The organism is Rhodoferax sp. RT5P35 (genome assembly GCF_056521385.1).
The window spans coordinates 261,001-275,067 of the sequence record NZ_JBWMAX010000003.1 but is presented as its reverse complement, the minus strand read 5'-3'; the positions used below and the strand labels follow the sequence as shown (position 1 = coordinate 275,067).

Here is a 14,067-nt window from a genome sequence, read left to right as displayed (position 1 = left end):
GTGATGACCACTACCCCAACCTGGACCGACATCTGCGCGGTCGACGACATCCTGCCCAGCACCGGTGTGTGCGCCCTGGTGGACAACCGGCACGTGGCGGTGTTCCGCCTGAACACTGTCGATGGAAGCGACCAGTTCTTCGCCATCGACAACGTGGACCCGAAATCGGGGGCCAGCGTCTTGTCGCGCGGCCTGATGGGCAACCTGGGTGAGCGCGTCGTCGTCGCCTCGCCGCTGTACAAAAACCACTTCGACCTGCGCACCGGCGAATGTGTGGAAACGCCCGAGCAGTCGGTGCGGGCGCACGGTGTGCGCGTGGATGCGGGGCGTGTCAGCGTAGCGTTGGCCTAGAGGTATGCCCGCAGCCCTGTCGGTCTCCAACCTCGTGCTGCGCGCCAAGCAGCTGGAGATCGACGCGGTGCGCCAACTGGCCAGCCGGGCCGAGCTGGTGGATGCGATTGGCCAGTTGATCCAGGGCCTGCAGCGCGAGCGCGGAGCGTCCAGCATTTACCTGGCATCCAAGGCGCAGCGCTTTGCCGATATGCGCCGCAAAATCGTGGGTGAGGTGGAGCCACTGGAAGCGCAGTTGCGTGCAGTGTTTGCCGAGCATCTGGAGCCTGCCCAGGGGGCGACCGCCAAGGCGCTGTCTCTGATGGCCTGGGCTCTGCTGGGCCTGGACGCGCTGGCGGCGCTGCGCAGCCAGATTGAGCGCCAGGCCATGGGCGCCCACGATGCGGTGGCGGCTTTCAGCCATTTGATTGCCGGGTTGGTCGAGCTGGTTTTCCACGTAGCCGATGGAGCTGGGCTGCCCAGCGTGTCGCGCCTGCTGGTGGCCTTGCTGCACCTGGTGCAGGCCCAGGAAGAGGCGGGGCAGGAGCGGGCGGTGGGCGCGCTGATGTATGCATCGGGCCTGGATAACTTGGGCAATGCGGCGCAGCAACAGCGCGTCGTGCATTTGATAGACGCGCAGGAGCGCAGCCTGCGGGTGTTTGCCGAATTCGCCGAACCGGCGCTGCGGGCACTCTGGGAGCAGCAGCAACTGGCCCCCGGTGTTGCGCAACTGGAACGTCTGCGTCGCACGCTGTGCATTGCCAAGCCCGGTGCGGCCCTGGACAGCAAGCTCAGCGAGCCGTGGTTCGAGGTGTGCACCGAGCGCATCAATGCCCTGTGGCAGTTGCAGGTAGCGCTGGTCAAACGTCTGCGCGCGGACTGCGCGGCCCGCATTCTCGAGGCCCAGCAGGACCTGCAAGACTCCAAAGGCCTGCTGCGCAGCCTGCGCGACAACCCGCCGCAGCGCACGCATGCGGTAGACCGGTTTTTTGATACCGGCACCCCACCGAGCGCTACGCCCGAACCGGCGGGCAGCCTTGCCAGCGAATCCACCGCGCTGCGCGACCTGCTACAAACGCAATCCTCCCGCATGGCCAGCATGGAAGCCGAACTGGATGCCGCCCGCCGCGCCCTGCACGAGCGCAAGGTGATCGAGCGGGCCAAGGGCCTGCTGATGGCCCGGCTGGGCATGGACGAGGAAGCCGCCTTTCGGATGCTGCAAAAAACCTCCATGGACCAAAACCGCCGTCTGCTGGAAGTGGCCGAAGCCACGCTGTCGCTACCGAACCTGGCTTTTGCGACGGCAGCACCGCGCTAGATTTTGCTCTACTTTATGTAGCTGCTTGTGCAGGCACTGTATGCGCTAGAAGCTGATTTCTTATAAATTCCAGGAAATCCCCCACCCCGACCCTCCCCCGGAAGGGGAGGAAGAAAGAAGGGACGCAACAAACACCCCGCCCCCTGACCCCTGCCCGCCCCAAGGCAAGCGCAGCGATGCCCTTTCGTGAACTGCGCAGGACTGGCTCCGCCAGACTGCTGCAGTTGCCCCCTGCAAGGGGGTGGGCGGAAAGCGCTTGTGCTGGAGCCTGGGGGTGTTCTAGTCACTCCACGTTCTGCACCTGCTCCCGCATCTGCTCGATCAGCACCTTCATGTCCACCGAGATGCGGGTCAGCTCCAGCGCGGCGGATTTGCTGCCCATGGTGTTGGCTTCGCGGTGCAGTTCCTGGATCAAGAAGTCCAGCCGCTTGCCGACTTCGCCGCCTTTTTTGAGGATGCGCTCCATCTCGTCCAGATGCGAATGCAGGCGGGTCAGCTCCTCGGCCACGTCGATGCGGATGGCGAAGGCGGTGGCCTCGGTCAGCGCGCGGTCCTGGGCGGCTTCGGGCAGGGTAGCGCCCTCGGCCAGGGCCATGGCTTCTTTCCAGCGCTCGATAAAGCGCTGGCGCTGCTGCTCCACCAACTGGGGCACCAGGGGCAGGGCTTTCTCGGCCAGGGCGCGCAATTGCTGCAGGTGCCCCACCAGCATGGTCGTCAGGCGTTCGCCTTCGCGCTGGCGGGCGGCCACCAGGGATTGCAGCACCGTGTCGGCCAGTGGCAGCACATCGTCGGCCCAGTCATTGGTGGGGGCTTGCTCGTTGGATGCCATGCGCAGGATGTCGGCCACGCCCAGCGGCGCGGCCTGGGGCAACCAGGCCTTGATGGAGTCTTGCAGCGAGTTGACGCGCTGCAGCAACTGGGGCGACGGCGCGGCCAGGCTGCCGGAGGTGGTGGTTTCAATGGCGGCGCGCACTTCCACCTTGCCACGCTTGAGCTGCGCCATGACGCGTTCGCGCAGCGCGGGTTCATGGCTGCGCAACTCGTCAGGCAGGCGAAAGCTCAGGTCCAGAAAGCGGCTGTTGACCGAGCGGATTTCGATCCCCAGGCGGCGTGCCGCCGTGCTCTTGGACTCTGTTTTAGACTCGGATTCAGGGGTGGCGGTGGCGCTGCTGTGCTGGGCACTGGCGTAGCCGGTCATGCTGTAAACTGGCATTGAGAAGGTACATATCGTTGCAATGGCCTGAGAATAACTGGCTTCTGCCGCTTCCTCGCTCCCCCTCCCTATTTATGTCCAAAAACAAACCGGCCACGCTCCCGCCCGGCACCGCTATCGGGGACTACCACATCGTGCGGCGGCTCTCGTCGGGCGGGTTCGGGGTGGTGTACCTGGCGGTGGGGGCCGATGGCGGCCAGGTGGCGATCAAGGAATACCTGCCCAGCAGCCTGGCCACCCGCGAAGTCGGCGAGCTGCTGCCGCAGGTGCAGCCCGAAAAGCTGTCGCTGTACCGGTTGGGGCTGAAGAGCTTTTTTGAAGAAGGGCGCTCGCTGGCGCAAATTTCGCACCCCTCGGTGGTCAGCGTGCTCAACTTCTTCCGCGAGAACGAAACCGTCTACATGGTGATGAACTACCTGGAGGGCGCGACCCTGCAGGACTTCATCATCACCTCGCGCGACCAGCGCAAGCAAAAGGTGTTCCGCGAGTCCACCATCCGCAGCCTGTTTGACGAAATTTTGCGTGGCTTGCGCATCGTGCACCAGCACAAGATGCTGCATTTGGACATCAAACCCGCCAACATCTTCATCACCGACGACAACAAGGCGGTGCTGATCGACTTCGGCGCGGCCCGCGAAGTGCTGAACAAGGAAGGCAACTTCATCCGCCCCATGTACACCCCCGGCTTTGCCGCCCCGGAGATGTACCGGCGCGATGCGTCCATGGGCCCCTGGACCGACATCTATGCCATCGGTGCTTGCATCTACGCCTGTATGCAGGGTTTTCCGCCCAACGAAGCGCCGCAGCGGCTGGAAAAGGACCGTATCGGTCTGGCGCTGTCGCGGCTGCGCGGCATTTATTCGGACAACCTGATCGAGGTGGTCGAATGGTGCATGTCGATCGACCCGCTGTCGCGCCCACAGTCGGTGTTTGCGCTGCAAAAAGAGCTCAGCCGCGAAGGCGAGCGCCGCTACACCAAGCTCACCGTGGCCGAGAAGCTGCGCCTGCAGTTCGACACCCTGGTGTCTGACACCAAGAAAAACGTCCGCGAAGCTACCGGGATCGGGGCTGCGCCCAAGTGAAGTTTTCCGTATTCCAGGTCAGCCGCAAGGGTGGCCGTGAAAAAAATGAAGACCGCATGGGCTACTGCTACACCAGCGGCTCAGGCCTGTTCCTGCTGGCCGACGGCATGGGCGGCCACCCGGAGGGCGAAGTTGCGGCCCAGATAGCGCTGCAAAGCCTGTCCACCCTGTACCAGAAACAGGCCCGCCCCTTGCTGCCGCATGCGGCCGGATTTCTCAGCAGTGCGCTGCTGTCGGCCCACGACCAGATCCTGCGCTACGCCGCCAAACACGGCATGCTCGACACCCCCCGCACCACCCTGGTCGCCGCCGTGGTGCAAGGCAACAGTGCCACCTGGGCGCACTGCGGCGACTCGCGCCTGTACGTGGTACGCGACGGCCTGCTGCTGGCCCGCACCCGCGACCATTCCTACGCCGAGCAGCACCGTGCCGAAGGCGGTCCGCAGCTGCCCCATACGACAAACCGCAACGTGCTCTACACCTGTCTGGGCTCACCGGTCAAACCCCAGTTTGATGTGACCGGCCCCATCGCGCTCCACCAGGGCGACAAAATCATGCTCTGCTCGGACGGCCTGTGGGACAGCCTGGACGATGCCACCATCGTGCACGGCCTGGCCAGTGCCCCGGTGTCGCAGGCCGTGCCCGACCTGGTCGAACAGGCGCTGCGCACGGCGGGTGCCCGCAGCGACAACGTCACTGTGCTGGCCATCGAATGGGAAACCCCGGACATGTTCGAGTCCACCCGGGGCATCTCCACCGACACCATCCAGGAGGGCGTGTTCGCCTCGTCCATCCAGCCCCAGGGGCCAGACAGCCTGATTGACGATCTGGACGATGCAGCCATCGAGCGGTCCATCGCTGAAATTAACGAAGCCATCCGTAGAGCTGCTGCAAAACGCGCTTGAATGTGGCTCACCCCCAGGCTGCAGTGCTTCGCATCTTTCGCCAACCCCCTTGCAGGGGGCAACACCAGCAGCCTGGCAAAGCCAGCTCTGCGGTGTTTCTGGAATGATGCTGCTCTCACCTTTGCGTTGAAGTCATTTATTTAACCTGGGTCAGCTTCTATGCTGGCTCTACCCAGAATCCACACCATGACCGAATTCATCCGTAGCGGCGGTCGTGCCGCCCAGCAACTTCGCCCGGTGCGCATCACCCGGGGCTACACCATGCACGCCGAAGGCTCGGTGCTGATCGAGTTTGGCAACACCAAAGTGCTGTGCACCGCCTCGGTGGAAGAAAAAGTACCCGGCCACAAGAAGGGCAGTGGCGAGGGCTGGGTCACCGCTGAATACGGCATGCTGCCGCGCGCCACCCACACCCGCAGCGACCGCGAGGCTGCGCGTGGCAAGCAGAGTGGCCGCACCCAGGAAATCCAACGCCTGATTGGGCGATCCCTGCGGGCCGTGTTCGACCTGAAGAAGCTCGGCGAGCGCACTATCCACCTCGATTGCGACGTGCTGCAGGCCGACGGCGGTACCCGCACCGCCGCCATCACCGGTGCGTTTGTGGCCGCGCAGGATGCCGTCAACGTGTTGCTCAAGGCGGACAAGATCGCCACCACGCCCATCCTCCAGCCCGTGGCCGCCATTTCGGTGGGCATTGTGCAGGGTACGCCGCTGCTGGACTTGGAATACACCGAAGACTCCGCCTGCGATACCGACATGAACGTGGTGATGACCGGCGCCGGCCATTTCGTGGAAGTGCAAGGCACGGCCGAGGGTGTGGCCTTCACCCGCGCCGAGATGGACGCGCTGCTGGCATTGGCCGAAAAAGGTATCGTCGAGCTGATGGACCTGCAGCAGCAGGCACTATCGAAATGAGGCACACCCCCAGGCTGTAGCGCTGCGCGTCTTTCGCCAACCCCCTTGCAGGGGGCAATACCAGCAGCCCGGCAAAGCCGGTTCTGCGGTATTTCTGGCAAGAGCCGTAGCGTCCTTTAACCCCCAGGTTGGGTAAAAATTTTGCTACTTAATTGAGAGCTGCCTACCCCTATAAAATATACGCTAGAGCCCCATTTGTTATGAAAATCGTACTCGCATCCAATAACGCGGGCAAGCTGTTCGAGCTGCAAGCCCTGTTCGCCCCGCTGGGCATGGAACTGGTGGCGCAGGGCGCTTTAGGCATCCCGGAAGCGGATGAACCCTTCCACACCTTCGTCGAAAACGCCCTGGCCAAGGCCCGGCACGCCAGCGCCCACAGCGGCTTGCCTGCCGTGGCCGACGACGCGGGCCTGTGCGTAGATGCTTTCGGCGGCCTGCCGGGCGTGCAGACCGCCTACTACGCCACCCAGTTCGGCTACCCCAAGAGCGACGACAACAACGTGCGGGCGCTGCTGGAGCAGATGGCGCACATAGACAACCGCCGTGCCGCGCTGGTCAGCACCCTGGTGGCCGTGCGCAGCCCGCAAGACCCCGAACCGCTGATCGCCGTGGGCCGGGCCGTGGGCGAAATCACCCGCGCGCCGCAGGGCGAGCACGGCTTTGGCTTTGACCCGGTGATGTTTCTCCCGCAGTTAGGCAAGACCTTTGCCGAGCTGACGGCCGAGGTGAAGAACGCCCACAGCCACCGCGGCCAGTCGTCCCGCGCCATGCTGGCCCTGATGCGCGAGCGTTGGCTGCCATGAAAGACCTGCAACACCACATGCGCCCCGGCCTGCTGCAACTGGCTGCGCTGCCGCCGTTGTCGCTGTACGTGCACCTGCCCTGGTGCCTGAAGAAATGTCCGTACTGCGACTTCAACTCGCATGAATTGCGGGCCGATGGCGCGCAGACCCTGCATCCCGCTGCGAGTCTTTCAGCTCCCACACCCACCAGCGAAGTGCCCGAGCAGCGCTACATCGACGCGCTGATGGCCGACCTGGAGGCCGCGCTGCCGCTGGTCTGGGGCCGCACGGTGCATAGCATCTTCATTGGCGGCGGCACGCCCAGCCTGTTTTCACCGCAGGCTATCGACCGCCTGATCGGCGACATCCGCGCCCGTCTGAAGCTGGAGCCGGACTGCGAAATCACGCTGGAGGCCAACCCCGGCACCTTCGAGAAGAACCGTTTCCGCGCCTACCGCAGTGCCGGGGTGACGCGCTTGTCCGTCGGGGTGCAGAGCTTCAACGACGACCACCTGAAAGCCCTGGGCCGGGTGCACGACAGCGCCCAGGCCATCGCGGCGGTGGAGGAAGCGGCCCAGTCGTTTGACACCTTCAACCTCGACATCATGTACGCGCTGCCCGGTCAAACGCTACAAAATCTAGAGCTGGATATGCAGACAGCGCTTGCGCTAGGGCCTAAACACATCAGTATTTACCAGCTGACCATCGAGCCCAACACCTATTTCGCCAAGTTTCCGCCCGTGGTGCCCGAGGAGGACCTGGGCTACGACATGCTGGACAAGATCACCGAGATGACCCTGGCTGCGGGCATGGACCGCTACGAAGTCTCGGCCTACGCGCTACCGGGCCACGCCTGCGTGCACAACCAGAATTACTGGCAGTTTGGCGACTACCTGGGCATTGGCGCAGGCGCGCACAGCAAGCTCAGCTTTGCCCACCGCATCATCCGCCAGGTACGGTACCGGGAGCCGAATCTGTACATGGTCAACGCCCTGGCAGGCAAGGCGGTGGCGCAGGACGACGACGTTGCGCGTGCCGAGCTGCCGTTTGAGTACATGCTCAACGCCCTGCGCTTGCGCGACGGCTTTGAGCTACCGAAGTTCACCGAGCGCACCGGCCTGCCGCTGACCAGTATCCAGAAAGGCCTGGCCGAGGGCGAGCGCAAAGGCCTGCTGGAGCGCGATGGCGTGCGGGTGCGGCCCACGGTGCGGGGCTTTGACTTTTTGAGCGATTTGCAAGCGCTGTTTCTGGCCGAAACCCCGGCTCCACGCTGATCTTTGGGGGCGCTGCAATGCTGCGGCGTAAAGCAATGTGAACAGGCGGTAAAACCCGGCGCGCGCGCTCTGTGGCGCACCGCGGCAGGCACACAATGGAATCGACTGGTCACGCCAGCTCGTTCCCATTCCCCCTGTTCACACTCCCCAAAAAATGACAAGCATGACCGCCTCCCCCGCGCAGTCGAAGTTTGGCACGGTGCTCCGTGTCACCAGCGGCAACTTCATGGAGATGTTCGACTTCTTCCTGTTCGGCTTTTACGCCACCTACATCGCCAAAACCTTCTTTCCCGCGGCCGACGAGTTTGCGTCGCTGATGTTCACTTTCATGACCTTTGGCGCTGGCTTTCTGATGCGTCCGCTGGGGGCGATTTTTCTGGGGGCGTATGTGGACAGGGTAGGGCGGCGGCAGGGGCTGATCGTGACCTTGGCCCTGATGGCCACTGGCACCATATTGATCGCCTGCGTACCCGGCTATGCCAGCATTGGCTACCTGGCTCCCGCGCTGGTGCTGATCGGCCGCTTGCTGCAGGGCTTCTCGGCCGGGGTGGAGCTGGGCGGTGTGTCGGTGTACCTGGCCGAAATGGCTACGCCGGGGCGCAAAGGTTTTTATGTGAGCTGGCAGTCGGCCAGCCAGCAGGTGGCCATCATCGTGGCGGCGGCGCTGGGCTACATGCTGAACATCTGGCTCACGCCGCTGGAAATCGGTGCCTGGGGCTGGCGCGTGCCCTTCTTCATCGGCTGCATGATCGTCCCGGTGCTGTTCATGCTGCGCCGCTCGCTGCAGGAAACCGAAGAATTCATGCAGCGCAAGCACCGGCCCGACACCCGGGCGATCTTCCGCTCGATGCTGGACAACTGGGGCCTGGTAGTGGCCGGGATGATGCTGGTGTCCATGACCACGGTGTCGTTTTACCTGATCACGGTCTACACCCCCACGTTTGGCAAAAGCGTGCTGCACCTGAGCACCACCGACGCGCTGGTCGTCACGCTGTGCGTGGGTATCTCTAACTTCATCTGGCTGCCGTTGATGGGCGCGCTGTCGGACCGCATTGGCCGCCGTCCGCTGCTGTTGTTCTTTACCGTGTTGACCATCCTCAGCGCCTATCCGGCCATGACCTGGCTGACCAACGCCCCCAGCTTCGAGAAGATGCTGACCGTAGAGCTATGGCTGTCCTTTTTGTACGCCAGCTATAACGGTGCGATGGTGGTGGCGCTCACCGAGGTGATGCCGGTGGAGGTGCGCACGGTGGGCTTTTCGTTGGCCTACAGCCTGGCCACAGCGATTTTTGGCGGCTTCACCCCCGCGATTGCCACTGGCCTGATTGAGGCCAGCGGCAACAAGGCGGCTCCGGCATTGTGGATGACGTTTGCGGCGCTGTGCGGGCTGGTCGCCACGCTGGTGCTGTACCGCAAGCAGGCCGTGGGGGCCCGCAAAGCCTCTATGGCAGCATAAGCCGAAGTTCAGGGTTGCTGGTTTTCCAGCCGCTGTTGTTCCAACAACTGCTGTACTTCTTGCTCCGACAACGTGGCGTCGGCGCTGGTGTTGGGCTGCCACACCAGCGGCGGCCACAGCAGTACGGCTCCCAGCACACCGGCTTGCACCAGCAAATAGGGTAGCAAGGCCTGGCCAAGGCTGCGGGTAGACAGCTTGCGCGGCAGCACGCTGCCCACCATCAAAATCGCGTAGCCAAAGGGCGGCAGCAAAAATCCCAATTGCAGCACCAGCAAGGCCAGTACGGCCACCCAGGTGGCGTTGGGCTCCAGTACCAGCAGCGGTGGCATGGCGATGGGGATCAGCACAAAAATAATCTCCAGGGCGTCCAGAATAAATGCGCTCAGCAGCAGGATTGCCAGCACCACGGCCAAGGCCATGCCACCCCCAGGCAGGCCTTGTAAGAACTGGCTAATCCACGCATCCGTGCCCCAGGCGCGCAGCACCAGTGTGTAGGTGCTGGCGGCGACCAGCAGGGCAAATAGCGCGCCGGTGGTGGCCAGGGTGTCGCGCAGAATGGCGCGGCCTACCGCCAGGGTCAGGCTGCGGCTCGCCAGGCCGAACACCCCTAGCGCCAGGCAGCCGGTAGCGGCCCCTTCTACGGCATACAGCCGCCCCAACGTGACGGAGCCCAACAGCGCCAGAATGCTGGCCACGCTGCCGATGGCAATTGCCCAGTCGCTGCGGCTGGGGGCGGGCGCGGCAGGCAGGGGTTGTGGCACCGCGCCCCGGTTGCGCCACCACGCCACCAGCATGAACAGCAGCAGCATGGCCGCCGCTGGCGGCAGCGCACCGTGGAAGATGTCTTGGGTATTGAGGATGCGCACCGCCTGGCCGGTGGCGTTGACCGCTTCGGTGTGGGCCCGCATCATGGCGTCGCCCAGCAAGATCAGCACCAATGATGGCGGCACCACCACGCCCAGGGTGCTGGCGGCGCACACCAGGGCGGCGCTGCGCTCGGGGGCTACGCCTTGGGCATCCAGCCGCTGTGCCATGGCGCGCGACAGCATCACGACGCTGGAGCCGACGGTGCCGTTCATCGGAGCCAGCAGCGCGCCCAAACCCATGCCAGCGAGGTACGGCGCGGCGGCGGTGCGGCGCAGCAGGTGCTGGGCCACGCGCAGCAAAATATCCATCAGCGGCAGGTGGTTCAGCATGGCACCCACCAGTACGTACAGCGGCAGCGCTTGCAGCAGATCGTGCTCCAGCAGCCCCAACAGGCGCAGGGGCAGGACGGAGAACAGCGGCAATGCCAAAGTGCCCAAGGCCAGCCCAGCCGCGGCAAACAGCATGGCCGTGCCGACCAGCACCAGCCACGCTGGCAGACCGCTGGTGGCCATGGCCACGGCGGTGGCCAGCAGCATCCAGAGTCCGGTGGCACCCATCAGCGTGGGCAGTCTGCGGGGCGGAGCAGGTCCACCACGGCCTGCAGCAGTGTCAACAGAGCGAGCAGCAGCACACTGAGCTTGAGCAGGCAGTAGCCGGGGTTGGACGTATCGGGAAAGCGCTCCCACTGCTGCAGCGACTGCCACACCATGGGCACGGCGGCATACACGATGAAGCCCGCCCAGGGGATGACGACGGCCAGGGTGGTGCCACGCAGCAGCCAGCGGCGCAGCCGCGGCGGGTAGTGGCGGGCCAGTACGTTGGGTGTCAGGTGCCTGTGGGTGCGTGTGGCGTAGGCCATGGCGATGCTGACGTAAAGGCCAAACACCAGTTGGGCCAGGTCATTGGCCTGGCTGGAGTAGGCGTGCAGGCCGTCGCGCAAGGGCCATTGGGCGCAGAGCAACAGGGCCAGGGGAATGGCCAGCAGGCTGGCGGCTGCGGTGCAGCGTGCCAGGCCACGGTCCAGCCAGTGGAACAGCGACAAGGCCGTTAGCTCTTGGCCCGCCGCAGCGTGCTGATGCGGTAGGCGATGCTGTCGATGTCCAGCGGGTCTTCGGCGCACAGCAGGTACTTTTCCAGGTCTTCCACGGCCTGGGCGCTGTTGCCCAGGGCGGCATGGGCCAGGCCGCGGTCGCGGTAGTCGCTCCAGGCATCGGGCTGCAGCACCAGCAGGCGGTTTAGCACCGGCAGCAGGCGCAACCAGTCGCTTTGCGAGGTGTGGATGTCTTTCAGGTTGCGCAGCATGCGGGCCACGATGTCGCGAGGTGGCGTGGCCTGCAGGTACAGGCCCAGCGGCACTTCAAAATCGTCGGACAGCGCATTGCGCCGGGTGTAGGGTTCCAACCGCTCCGACAGCTCTTCGCGGCTCAGCGACTGGCCGGTGAACGGGTCCATCACCACCTGGCCCTTGGGCAGGTTGATCTTGACCATGAAATGTCCCGGAAACGCCACGCCCCGCACCACCAGGCCAATGCCCTGGGCCAGCTCCATCCACACCACGGCCAGCGATATCGGGATGCCCCGGCGCGTGCGCAGCACGGCGTTGAGGTAGCTGTTGTCGGGGTCGTAGTAGTCGTTGACGTTGCCGCCAAAGTTCAGGTCGCGGTAGAAGAACTGGTTCAGGGCGCGCAGGCGCTGCAGCGGCACCGAATCGCGCGGCAGGCGACGCTTGAGGCGGGCCAGCAACTGGTCCACATCGCCCAGCACCTGTTCCATGTCCAGCTCGGGGTATTCGTCTTGCGCCAGACTGGTCACCGCTTCCAACAGCGGGAAGTGCTCATCGCTCTGGACCAGCGACGCAAAATATTCAAGCGGTGTGGGGGCTTGGTAAGGGATGTGCATGGTCTAGTTTCTAGTGGAGCGCCAGCGCAGCGTCAAGCTTAAATGCCGCCGGGGTGTATCACTTTACGCAACTTCATTCCCGCCGCCCATAATGCTACAAAATAAATAGCTGCTGACGCAAGCAGAACCAGCGCCAGATAGCTAACCCGTTCCAATTTTGCGCCCGCAAAGTGGGTCCAGGGCACGGCACTGTCGGCCCAGATCAAAAATACCGCCAGCAGGGCGCTGGCGGCCAGCACCTGCAGGATGAATTTCCACCAGCCGGGCACGGGCAGGTAGCTGCCGCGCCGCCGCAGGCCGATCAGCAGCCAGGTGGCATTGATCAGTGCGCCCAAGCCCACCGACAGCGTCAGCGCCGCATGCTGGAACAAGGGCACCAGGACCAGATTCAGCAATTGGGTGATGACCAGCACCGCCACGGCGATGCGCGCCGGGGTCTTCATGTTGTGGCTGGCGTAAAAGCCGGGGGCCAGCACCTTGATGGCGACCACGCCCAGCAGGCCCACGCCCCAGCCCATCAAGGCCAGCGCGGTCTGGTTCACGTCGCGCTCGGTGAATGCACCGTAGTGGAAGATCACCGCCACCAGTGGGGTGGCAAAAGTCAGCAGGGCCACCGAGCAGGGCACAGCCAGCAGTACCACCAGGCGCAGGCCCCAGTCGAGCATGGCGGAATACTGTTTGGGGTCGTTGGCGGCCTTGGCTCCCGCCAGTTGCGGCATCAGCACCACGCCCAGAGCCACGCCCAGCATGGCGGTGGGGAATTCCATCAGCCGGTCGGCCCCGCTGAGCCAGCTCACGCTGCCGGGGGCCAGGCGCGAGGCGATCTGGGTATTGATGAACAGCGAAATCTGCGCTACCCCCACCCCCAGCAGCGCCGGTACCATCAGTTTTGCTACTTTTCTAGTAGCGCCATCGGCCCACGCAGTGCGCACCAGCGACCAGGTCAGCCCTATGTTAGGAAACAGGCCCAGACGCTTTAACGCCGGAATCTGTACCGCCAGTTGCAAGATGCCACCCAGCATCACGCCGATGATCTGCGCATAAATGGGCTCGATGCCGTGGTTGCGGAACCAGGGCGTAGCCCACAGGGTGGCGGCGATCATGGCAATGTTCAGCAGCACCGGCGTGGCGGCGGGTACGGCAAAAACGCGCCAGGTGTTCAAAATACCCGAGGCCATGGACACCAGAGAAATGAACAGAATGTAGGGAAACATCCAGCGCGTCATGGTGGTGGCTGCGGCATAGGCCTGCGGTTCTTGCTGCATGCCCCCGGCCATGGCCCAGACCAGCAGTGGCGTGCCCAGCACGCCCAGTACGCAGGTCAGCATCAGCACCCAGGTCAGCAGGGTGGCCACGCGGTCGATCAGCAGCTTGGTGGCTTCCAGACCGTGTTGGGCCTTGCTGGCGGCCAGCACCGGCACAAAGGCCTGGCTGAACGCGCCTTCGCCAAACAGGCGGCGAAACAGGTTGGGAATGCGGAACGCCACGTAGAACGCGTCGGTCATGGCGTTGGCGCCAAAGGTGGCGGCAAACAACTGGTCACGGACCAGACCCGCCACGCGGGAAGCCAGGGTCAGCAGGGAAATGGTGGAAGCAGATTTGAAGAGACTCACCCGTTCAGTGTAGCCCGGCTGGGGGTGTGTAAGCGCCCAACTGCTATACTCATGGGCTTTGCTGGCATCATCCTCTAACAATCTCAAGGAAAATTATTATGGCAACCAAACCAAAGAAAAAGAATCCACGCCTTGCGTCGGGCCGTAAGCGCGTCCGCCAGGACGTCAAGATCAACGCTGCAAACACCTCGCTGCGTTCCAAATACCGTACCGCTGTCAAGAACGTTGAAAAAGCTGTTCTGACCGGCGACAAGGCCAAGGCCACCGAACTGTTTGCCAAGATGCAAGCGGTGGTGGACACGGTTGCCGACAAGGGCATCTTCCACAAGAACAAGGCAGCTCGCGATAAGAGCCGTCTGAGCACCAAGGTGAAGGCACTCGTGGCCGCACCTGTTGCTGCTTAATTAGCCGCT

General features: G+C 64.0%; 14 protein-coding genes. 9 read left to right on the top strand and 5 right to left on the bottom strand.

Going from position 1 to position 14,067, the window contains the following annotated elements; all coding sequences use genetic code 11:
* Positions 1–3: 3 nt before the first annotated feature.
* Together nirD and AC097L_RS05655 are read left to right on the top strand one after the other, a co-directional pair.
* The gene (gene nirD / locus AC097L_RS05660; RefSeq protein ID WP_479585289.1) at positions 4–351 is read left to right on the top strand and encodes a nitrite reductase small subunit NirD; all 348 of its coding nucleotides are present in this window, start codon (positions 4–6) and stop codon (positions 349–351) included.
* A gap of 4 nt (positions 352–355) precedes the next feature.
* Positions 356–1,648, top strand: a complete 1,293-nt coding sequence (locus tag AC097L_RS05655; RefSeq protein ID WP_479585288.1) for a nitrate- and nitrite sensing domain-containing protein — start codon at positions 356–358, stop codon at positions 1,646–1,648.
* Positions 1,649–1,931: 283 nt separating this feature from the next.
* On the opposite strand, the gene AC097L_RS05650 is transcribed toward AC097L_RS05655, so the two are convergent.
* Positions 1,932–2,861 (bottom strand): YicC/YloC family endoribonuclease, encoded by a 930-nt coding sequence (locus AC097L_RS05650; RefSeq protein WP_479585287.1) that lies wholly within the window; start codon positions 2,859–2,861, stop codon positions 1,932–1,934.
* A gap of 74 nt (positions 2,862–2,935) precedes the next feature.
* Between AC097L_RS05650 and AC097L_RS05645 the strand changes: the two genes are divergently transcribed.
* The 6 genes from AC097L_RS05645 to tcuC all read left to right on the top strand — a co-directional run bounded on the left by AC097L_RS05645 (position 2,936) and on the right by tcuC (position 9,275).
* On the top strand, positions 2,936–3,943 hold the full coding sequence (locus tag AC097L_RS05645) for a serine/threonine protein kinase (RefSeq protein ID WP_479585286.1): 1,008 nt from the start codon (positions 2,936–2,938) through the stop codon (positions 3,941–3,943).
* On the top strand, positions 3,940–4,848 hold the full coding sequence (locus AC097L_RS05640; protein ID WP_479585285.1) for a PP2C family protein-serine/threonine phosphatase: 909 nt from the start codon (positions 3,940–3,942) through the stop codon (positions 4,846–4,848). The genes AC097L_RS05645 and AC097L_RS05640 overlap by 4 nt, the downstream gene beginning before the upstream one ends.
* Positions 4,849–5,034: 186 nt before the next feature.
* Positions 5,035–5,763 carry a ribonuclease PH gene (gene rph, locus AC097L_RS05635; protein WP_479585284.1) on the top strand — a complete coding sequence of 243 codons (729 nt, stop codon included), beginning with the start codon at positions 5,035–5,037 and terminating at the stop codon, positions 5,761–5,763.
* Between the two features lie 200 nt (positions 5,764–5,963).
* Positions 5,964–6,566 (top strand): RdgB/HAM1 family non-canonical purine NTP pyrophosphatase, encoded by a 603-nt coding sequence (gene rdgB, locus AC097L_RS05630; protein WP_479585283.1) that lies wholly within the window; start codon positions 5,964–5,966, stop codon positions 6,564–6,566.
* Positions 6,563–7,819: a radical SAM family heme chaperone HemW gene (gene hemW / locus AC097L_RS05625; protein WP_479585282.1), complete on the top strand. Its 1,257-nt coding sequence runs from the start codon at positions 6,563–6,565 to the stop codon at positions 7,817–7,819. The genes rdgB and hemW overlap by 4 nt, the downstream gene beginning before the upstream one ends.
* A gap of 154 nt (positions 7,820–7,973) precedes the next feature.
* Positions 7,974–9,275, top strand: coding sequence for a tricarballylate/proton symporter TcuC (gene tcuC, locus AC097L_RS05620; RefSeq protein ID WP_479585281.1), 1,302 nt, complete (start codon positions 7,974–7,976; stop codon positions 9,273–9,275).
* A gap of 8 nt (positions 9,276–9,283) precedes the next feature.
* Here tcuC and AC097L_RS05615 read toward each other — a convergent pair whose 3' ends face one another.
* Genes AC097L_RS05615 through murJ form a run of 4 tightly spaced genes read right to left on the bottom strand, consistent with a single transcriptional unit; the run spans position 9,284 to position 13,654 of the window.
* The gene (locus AC097L_RS05615; protein WP_479585280.1) at positions 9,284–10,699 is read right to left on the bottom strand and encodes a TRAP transporter large permease subunit; all 1,416 of its coding nucleotides are present in this window, start codon (positions 10,697–10,699) and stop codon (positions 9,284–9,286) included.
* Positions 10,699–11,184 (bottom strand): TRAP transporter small permease subunit, encoded by a 486-nt coding sequence (locus AC097L_RS05610; protein WP_479585279.1) that lies wholly within the window; start codon positions 11,182–11,184, stop codon positions 10,699–10,701. Before AC097L_RS05610 ends, AC097L_RS05615 begins: the two co-directional genes overlap by 1 nt.
* 5 nt (positions 11,185–11,189) lie before the next feature.
* Positions 11,190–12,041, bottom strand: a complete 852-nt coding sequence (locus tag AC097L_RS05605) for a SirB1 family protein (protein WP_479585278.1) — start codon at positions 12,039–12,041, stop codon at positions 11,190–11,192.
* Positions 12,042–12,079: 38 nt separating this feature from the next.
* Positions 12,080–13,654: a murein biosynthesis integral membrane protein MurJ gene (murJ, locus tag AC097L_RS05600; protein ID WP_479585277.1), complete on the bottom strand. Its 1,575-nt coding sequence runs from the start codon at positions 13,652–13,654 to the stop codon at positions 12,080–12,082.
* Between the two features lie 95 nt (positions 13,655–13,749).
* Here murJ and rpsT point away from each other — a divergent pair, with 95 nt between their 5' ends.
* A complete protein-coding gene (rpsT, locus tag AC097L_RS05595) occupies positions 13,750–14,058 on the top strand; it encodes a 30S ribosomal protein S20 (protein ID WP_295957209.1) in 309 nt (102 codons plus the stop codon).
* The last annotated feature ends 9 nt before the right edge of the window (positions 14,059–14,067 follow it).

What these genes read in the sequence shown, in the direction of transcription:
- nirD (WP_479585289.1), top strand. Translation starts at nt 4, where the DNA reads ATGACCACTACCCCAACCTGGACCGACATCTGCGCGGTCGACGACATC.
- AC097L_RS05655 (WP_479585288.1), top strand. Translation starts at nt 356, where the DNA reads ATGCCCGCAGCCCTGTCGGTCTCCAACCTCGTGCTGCGCGCCAAGCAG.
- AC097L_RS05650 (WP_479585287.1), bottom strand. Translation starts at nt 2,861, where the DNA reads ATGCCAGTTTACAGCATGACCGGCTACGCCAGTGCCCAGCACAGCAGC.
- AC097L_RS05645 (WP_479585286.1), top strand. Translation starts at nt 2,936, where the DNA reads ATGTCCAAAAACAAACCGGCCACGCTCCCGCCCGGCACCGCTATCGGG.
- rph (WP_479585284.1), top strand. Translation starts at nt 5,035, where the DNA reads ATGACCGAATTCATCCGTAGCGGCGGTCGTGCCGCCCAGCAACTTCGC.
- rdgB (WP_479585283.1), top strand. Translation starts at nt 5,964, where the DNA reads ATGAAAATCGTACTCGCATCCAATAACGCGGGCAAGCTGTTCGAGCTG.
- hemW (WP_479585282.1), top strand. Translation starts at nt 6,563, where the DNA reads ATGAAAGACCTGCAACACCACATGCGCCCCGGCCTGCTGCAACTGGCT.
- tcuC (WP_479585281.1), top strand. Translation starts at nt 7,974, where the DNA reads ATGACAAGCATGACCGCCTCCCCCGCGCAGTCGAAGTTTGGCACGGTG.
- AC097L_RS05615 (WP_479585280.1), bottom strand. Translation starts at nt 10,699, where the DNA reads ATGGGTGCCACCGGACTCTGGATGCTGCTGGCCACCGCCGTGGCCATG.
- AC097L_RS05605 (WP_479585278.1), bottom strand. Translation starts at nt 12,041, where the DNA reads ATGCACATCCCTTACCAAGCCCCCACACCGCTTGAATATTTTGCGTCG.